The organism is uncultured Campylobacter sp. (assembly GCF_937949835.1).
GTDB lineage: Bacteria > Campylobacterota > Campylobacteria > Campylobacterales > Campylobacteraceae > Campylobacter_B.
In genome coordinates this window covers 1-4,721 of sequence record NZ_CALEDC010000477.1, presented here as the reverse complement: position 1 = coordinate 4,721, position 4,721 = coordinate 1, and the positions used below count along the sequence as shown (strand labels likewise).

Below are 4,721 nucleotides of genomic sequence, written 5' to 3'. Positions count from 1 at the left end.
CTGCTTTACGACCTTGGGGACAGGGCAGCCGCAGTTTAGATCGATGCCGTCGATACCTTCAAATTTATTGATGAGCAAAACCGCCTTTTTGATAATTTCAGCATCGCCGCCTGCGATCTGCACAAAAAATGGGGTTTCGGCGGCGTTTTTTTCGAGCATCTTTAGCGTCTTTTCGCCTTCGAAAACAAGGGCGTTTGCGCTTATCATCTCGCTTACGGTCGCGTCGCAGCCGAATTTTTTCACTACGCCCCGCAGCGGCGGATCCGAAAAGCCCGCCAAAGGCGCCAAAAATAGAGGGTCCCTTTTAAAAAAATCTTCCGTCATTTTAAATTTCTCATTTTGATTTCGTTTGAATTTAAACCTTTAAATTTAACACCGCAGCGCTTGCAGCGGGTTTTGCCGCGAGCTTTAAAATTTTAAATTTCATAGGCTGCGGTATTCGCATTTAGGCGCGATTTTATTTTTAAACTCAGCTAATTTGCGTGGCGGCAAAACGGCAGCAAGGATGATCGCCACCAAATTTTATTTGCGCGGCGAACCCAGCAAGCAGCTTGCAAAACTCCGCGCGGATTTTAAAATTTCAACACTTTTATTCAGCTAGCAAGTCTTGCGCTTTATGTTTAAATTCTAAATTTCATAGCATAAATGCAAAATCCGTTTACACGCGCACTACACAAACAAATCTTTTAAATTTTACCGCTTGCGCGCATTAATTCTTTCGACAAATTTTGAAATTTCAAATTTGCGCGAGTTAGAATTTTACCCGCACTTTAAATTTTATCGCGCAGGCTGTGTTTGATAGCCGCACAGATCGTAAAAAGTAGCCTCTCTTACCCGCATAAAACGAACTCGTAAAATTACCGAGCTAAAATAACAGCGACGCAGGGACGTTTTTGCCGTTGTCGCGCAAAAATAGCAGAATTTTAAACTTCTCAAACTCGTCGCCGTCGGCAAGGCTTAGCTGCTCTCTAAACTCGTCGATCATGCCAAGCTCATATAGCGCGTACAGATATGCCTCGGTCGCTTCTTGATTCTCGTTTTTGAGCCGCTCGAAAAAGGCTTTGTATTGCTCTGGAGCGAGATGATTTTTTAGCTTTTTGGCAAAGCCGATAAAATCCTGCTCGTTAAATTTTTCATTATTTACGAGATCGAAAAGCTCCTCGCTACTGATCTCAAAGCTCGCGTCATTCACCGCGCGATCCACTAAAATATTTACCTCGGCTATATCTTGAGGAATTTTATAGGCCTTGATCTTATCGTAGCTTCCTTTGGCAAGCGCTACGGCATAGGCTTTTTTAGTGATATTTTCGCTATAAACGCCCTTGGTTTTTAAAATTTCATACGCATACGCAGGCTCGGCGTCGAGGCGGTTGAGCTCATTTTGCAAAAATAGTCCGTTATCTTTAGGAAGTTTATATTTTCGCAGATCCGCCACTTCGCCGTTTTTAACCTTCTCAATAACACCTATGACCTCTTTTAGATCCTCATTTTTGACATCTATGCCGGTGCTATCGTACCACGGAGATAAAATTTTAGTAAGCTCGCTTGGGTCTTTAAAATACTCGGTTTTAAAGTCTTTATTGGTATCAAGACCCAGCAAAACCTCTTTACTCATCGCATCGTATGCGCTTAGATCCTTTGCGATCGCCCTTTTTGTGCGGTAAAACGCAAAGCTGTGAAAAACGATATGAAAAATCGCCAAAATCATATATAAAATTAGCGGCAGTACGATCCACACTGCCACAGGAAGCGTAAGCGTAAAACCGAAAAGCCCCAGTGTATAACTACTGCTTTGCTGCGTAAAAACTAAAATCGCGACGATTGCGATATAGACGATCGAATATAAAAAGAATTGCTTGGTTTTCATAGCTAACTCCTATTTTGCTTTTCCGCCTGTTCCTTGCACGAAATGCACAATCTCGCCTCTGGATTTACCTTAAGACGCTCTAAGCTTATCTGCTCGCCGCAGCTCTCGCAAAGCCCATAAGTGCCGTTTTCGATGCGCTTCAGCGCACTTTCGATCTCTAAAAACGCCTTTTGTTGATTAACATTGAGCGAGTATTCGATGCTTAAATCCGTATTCATACTCGCTACGTCAAAATCATCCGCAGCTTTATTTTCGCGCAATTCCGAAATTTCATTTACAGAGCTATTGATATTGGCGATGAGTTGCTCTCTTTTTTCTTCTAAAATTTTCTTGTAAAATTTCAACTCGTTTTTCTTCATTACTTCCCTTTATTTGTGATATGGATGGTTTGTGTTAATGCACAGAGCGCGAAAAATTTGCTCAAAGAGCAAAAGTTTAGCGATTTTGTGCGCTAACGTAAGCCTGCTAAGACTGATTATTTTATCGGCTTTTGCCTTAAAATTTTCACTAAGCCCGTAAGCGCCACCGATGAAAAACGACACGGCGCTTTTATCCTTTAGCATACTCGCAAATTCCATGCTATCTAGCTCCTGTCCGCGCTCATCCAAAGCTACGACGTATCCGCTAAGGCGTGGTAGATAAGCTTCATCGTACGCCATAAGTGCGAGCTCGCGGGACGCTGCTTGAGCGCGAGCGATATTAGCATTAAAAAACGTCTCATCTCGCACCGCGGCAAATTTAGCCGCCATTTTTTTATAATCGCTTATCGCGCCTGCGAACTCGTCCGTGCCCTTTTGGATGGAATTTACCGTTATCTGCACTACTCTTCGCTTCCCTCTTCGTGCAACGGCTTATCGCTAGTATCATCAATCTGCACGGCGTTTTTGCTAAGCACGTTGATTATATCGCTTAGATACTGCCTCATCTCGCCGCGCGGTACGATAGCATCGATCAGTCCGTGCTCGAGCAGAAATTCCGATCTTTGAAAGCCCTCCGGCAGATCCGCGCCTATGGTTTGCTTGATGACGCGCTGTCCGGCAAAGCCGATGAGAGCGCCGGGCTCTGCGATGATGATATCTCCCAGCCACGCAAATGACGCACTCACGCCGCCCATCGTAGGATCAGTAAGAACGGAGATGAAAGGAATTTTATGCTCGGATAAAATTTTAAGCGCGGCAGAGGTTTTACTCATCTGCATTAGCGAAAAGGTGCTTTCTTGCATCCTCGCGCCACCGCTTGCGCTTACGATGATTAGCGGCTCGTTTTTATCGAGGCTACGCTTTACGGCACGCACGATCTTTTCGCCCTCTACAGAACCCAGACTTCCGCCCATGAAGTTAAAATCAAACACCACGAGCTGAATTTTTTGGCGACTTATAGCGCCCTCGCCCGCGATCACCGCGCTGAACCTGCCTGTTTTTTCCTTGCTCTCGGAGATGCGCTTTTTGTAGGATTTTTTATCGACGAATTTTAGTGGATCGACGGGCTGTAAATTTTGATCGAACTCCATGAAAGAGCCTTCGTCGCAGATCAGATCGATGCGAGCCTGCGCGTCAAAACGAAGATGATAGTTACACTTGGGGCAAACGCTATGATTTTGCTCGACCTCTTTGCTATACATCAGCGCGCCGCATCCTGGGCACTTTATCCAGTGCGTAGGAGCTTCGCTCGGCGTAGGTTGCGTCCTACGTATTTTTGAAAATAGATCTCCAAAATTCATATGATTTCCTTTAAATTCTATGAAATGAAACTTCTGATTATAACCTAAAATTCTTTATTTAAATTTATATGTGAATTTCGCTAAAATAGGAAAATGCAAGGATTTATATTAAAAACGACCAAGGTTAGGGATGAAGACTGCATCGTGGATGTACTGAGCGAAAGCGCGCTCGTGCGAGCATATCGCTTTTACGGCGCGCGCCATTCAAACATCATCCAGGGCTATAAAATCGACTTCGAACTCTCGCAAAATCAAAACTTCCTGCCGCGTCTTAGCGGAGTAATGCATCTAGGATACGCGTGGCTCGGAAACCGCGAGAAGCTGCTATTTTGGCAGCAATTTATGCGGCTTTTACACGCACATCTAAAAGATGCCGAGCATCTGGATAAATTCTATTACGAGCTGCTAAACCGCGCTGCTGCACGCTTTGGCAAACAAAATCCGCGCCGCATAATCGTAGAAAGCTACGCCGAAATTTTAAAATTTGAGGGACGCTTGCACGACGAGCCATATTGTTTTTTATGCGATGAAGAAATTTTAGAAAATATCGCGCTATGCCGCGGTTTTTTGCCCGCGCATGAGAGCTGTTCGCAAAGAGCAGGCTTCGCGCAAGATGAAATTTTAGAATTTTTACGAAGCAAAAAGACGCTAAATTTAAACGACGAAACGGTAGGATATCTTTACGACATTGTAGCAGAGGGATTTTAATCTCAAAAAAAAAGCAAACTAGTACGAAATTTTAAAATACATAATCTAATCAAATTTTAAAATTTAAATTTTCTAAATTCTATCTTTTCATTAAAAATCGACATCGTGCGTTGAAGATTGCTTATATCTTTTTGCATCGTCTGCATGAAATAATCGCGTAGCTGCACATACTCCTCTTTATTTGCCATCAAAATATTTAGTATCTCAACCTCGGCGTTTTCTTTATAAAGCACAAGCTGATCGTGGAAGCCGAAAAAACTGAGACTGCCGTTGCGTAGGTGCATAAGAGGCTTTGCTCCAAAAATCCCCGACGCGGCTAAAACAAAAAGACACAATACATTAGTTATATATTCACCAATTGTTACATCGTATGAGTTGGCGACAAAAGCTAATAAAAGCCAAAGAAGCAGCGCTATTTTTATAAAC

At 43.3% G+C, this 4,721-nt stretch carries 7 protein-coding genes; 1 reads left to right on the top strand and 6 read right to left on the bottom strand.

The window, feature by feature from the left end; all coding sequences use genetic code 11:
• From Q0256_RS10595 to accD, 5 genes are all read right to left on the bottom strand, one after another.
• A partial coding sequence (locus Q0256_RS10595; protein ID WP_297962842.1) for a tRNA-dihydrouridine synthase family protein occupies positions 1–324 on the bottom strand: 324 nt, incomplete at its 3' end.
• 541 nt (positions 325–865) lie between these two features.
• The gene (locus Q0256_RS10590; protein WP_005872422.1) at positions 866–1,867 is read right to left on the bottom strand and encodes a hypothetical protein; all 1,002 of its coding nucleotides are present in this window, start codon (positions 1,865–1,867) and stop codon (positions 866–868) included.
• A 2-nt stretch (positions 1,868–1,869) separates the two neighbouring features.
• The gene (gene dksA / locus Q0256_RS10585; RefSeq protein WP_005872423.1) at positions 1,870–2,226 is read right to left on the bottom strand and encodes an RNA polymerase-binding protein DksA; all 357 of its coding nucleotides are present in this window, start codon (positions 2,224–2,226) and stop codon (positions 1,870–1,872) included.
• A 9-nt stretch (positions 2,227–2,235) separates the two neighbouring features.
• A complete protein-coding gene (locus Q0256_RS10580; protein WP_297962840.1) occupies positions 2,236–2,688 on the bottom strand; it encodes a 23S rRNA (pseudouridine(1915)-N(3))-methyltransferase RlmH in 453 nt (150 codons plus the stop codon).
• A complete protein-coding gene (gene accD, locus Q0256_RS10575; protein WP_297962838.1) occupies positions 2,688–3,587 on the bottom strand; it encodes an acetyl-CoA carboxylase, carboxyltransferase subunit beta in 900 nt (299 codons plus the stop codon). Before accD ends, Q0256_RS10580 begins: the two co-directional genes overlap by 1 nt.
• Positions 3,588–3,680: 93 nt before the next feature.
• Between accD and recO the strand changes: the two genes are divergently transcribed.
• Entirely contained in the window at positions 3,681–4,295 is a 615-nt protein-coding gene (gene recO, locus Q0256_RS10570) for a recombination protein RecO (protein WP_297962836.1), read from the top strand.
• Between the two features lie 56 nt (positions 4,296–4,351).
• On the opposite strand, the gene Q0256_RS10565 is transcribed toward recO, so the two are convergent.
• A partial coding sequence (locus tag Q0256_RS10565) for a hypothetical protein (RefSeq protein ID WP_297962833.1) occupies positions 4,352–4,721 on the bottom strand: 370 nt, incomplete at its 5' end.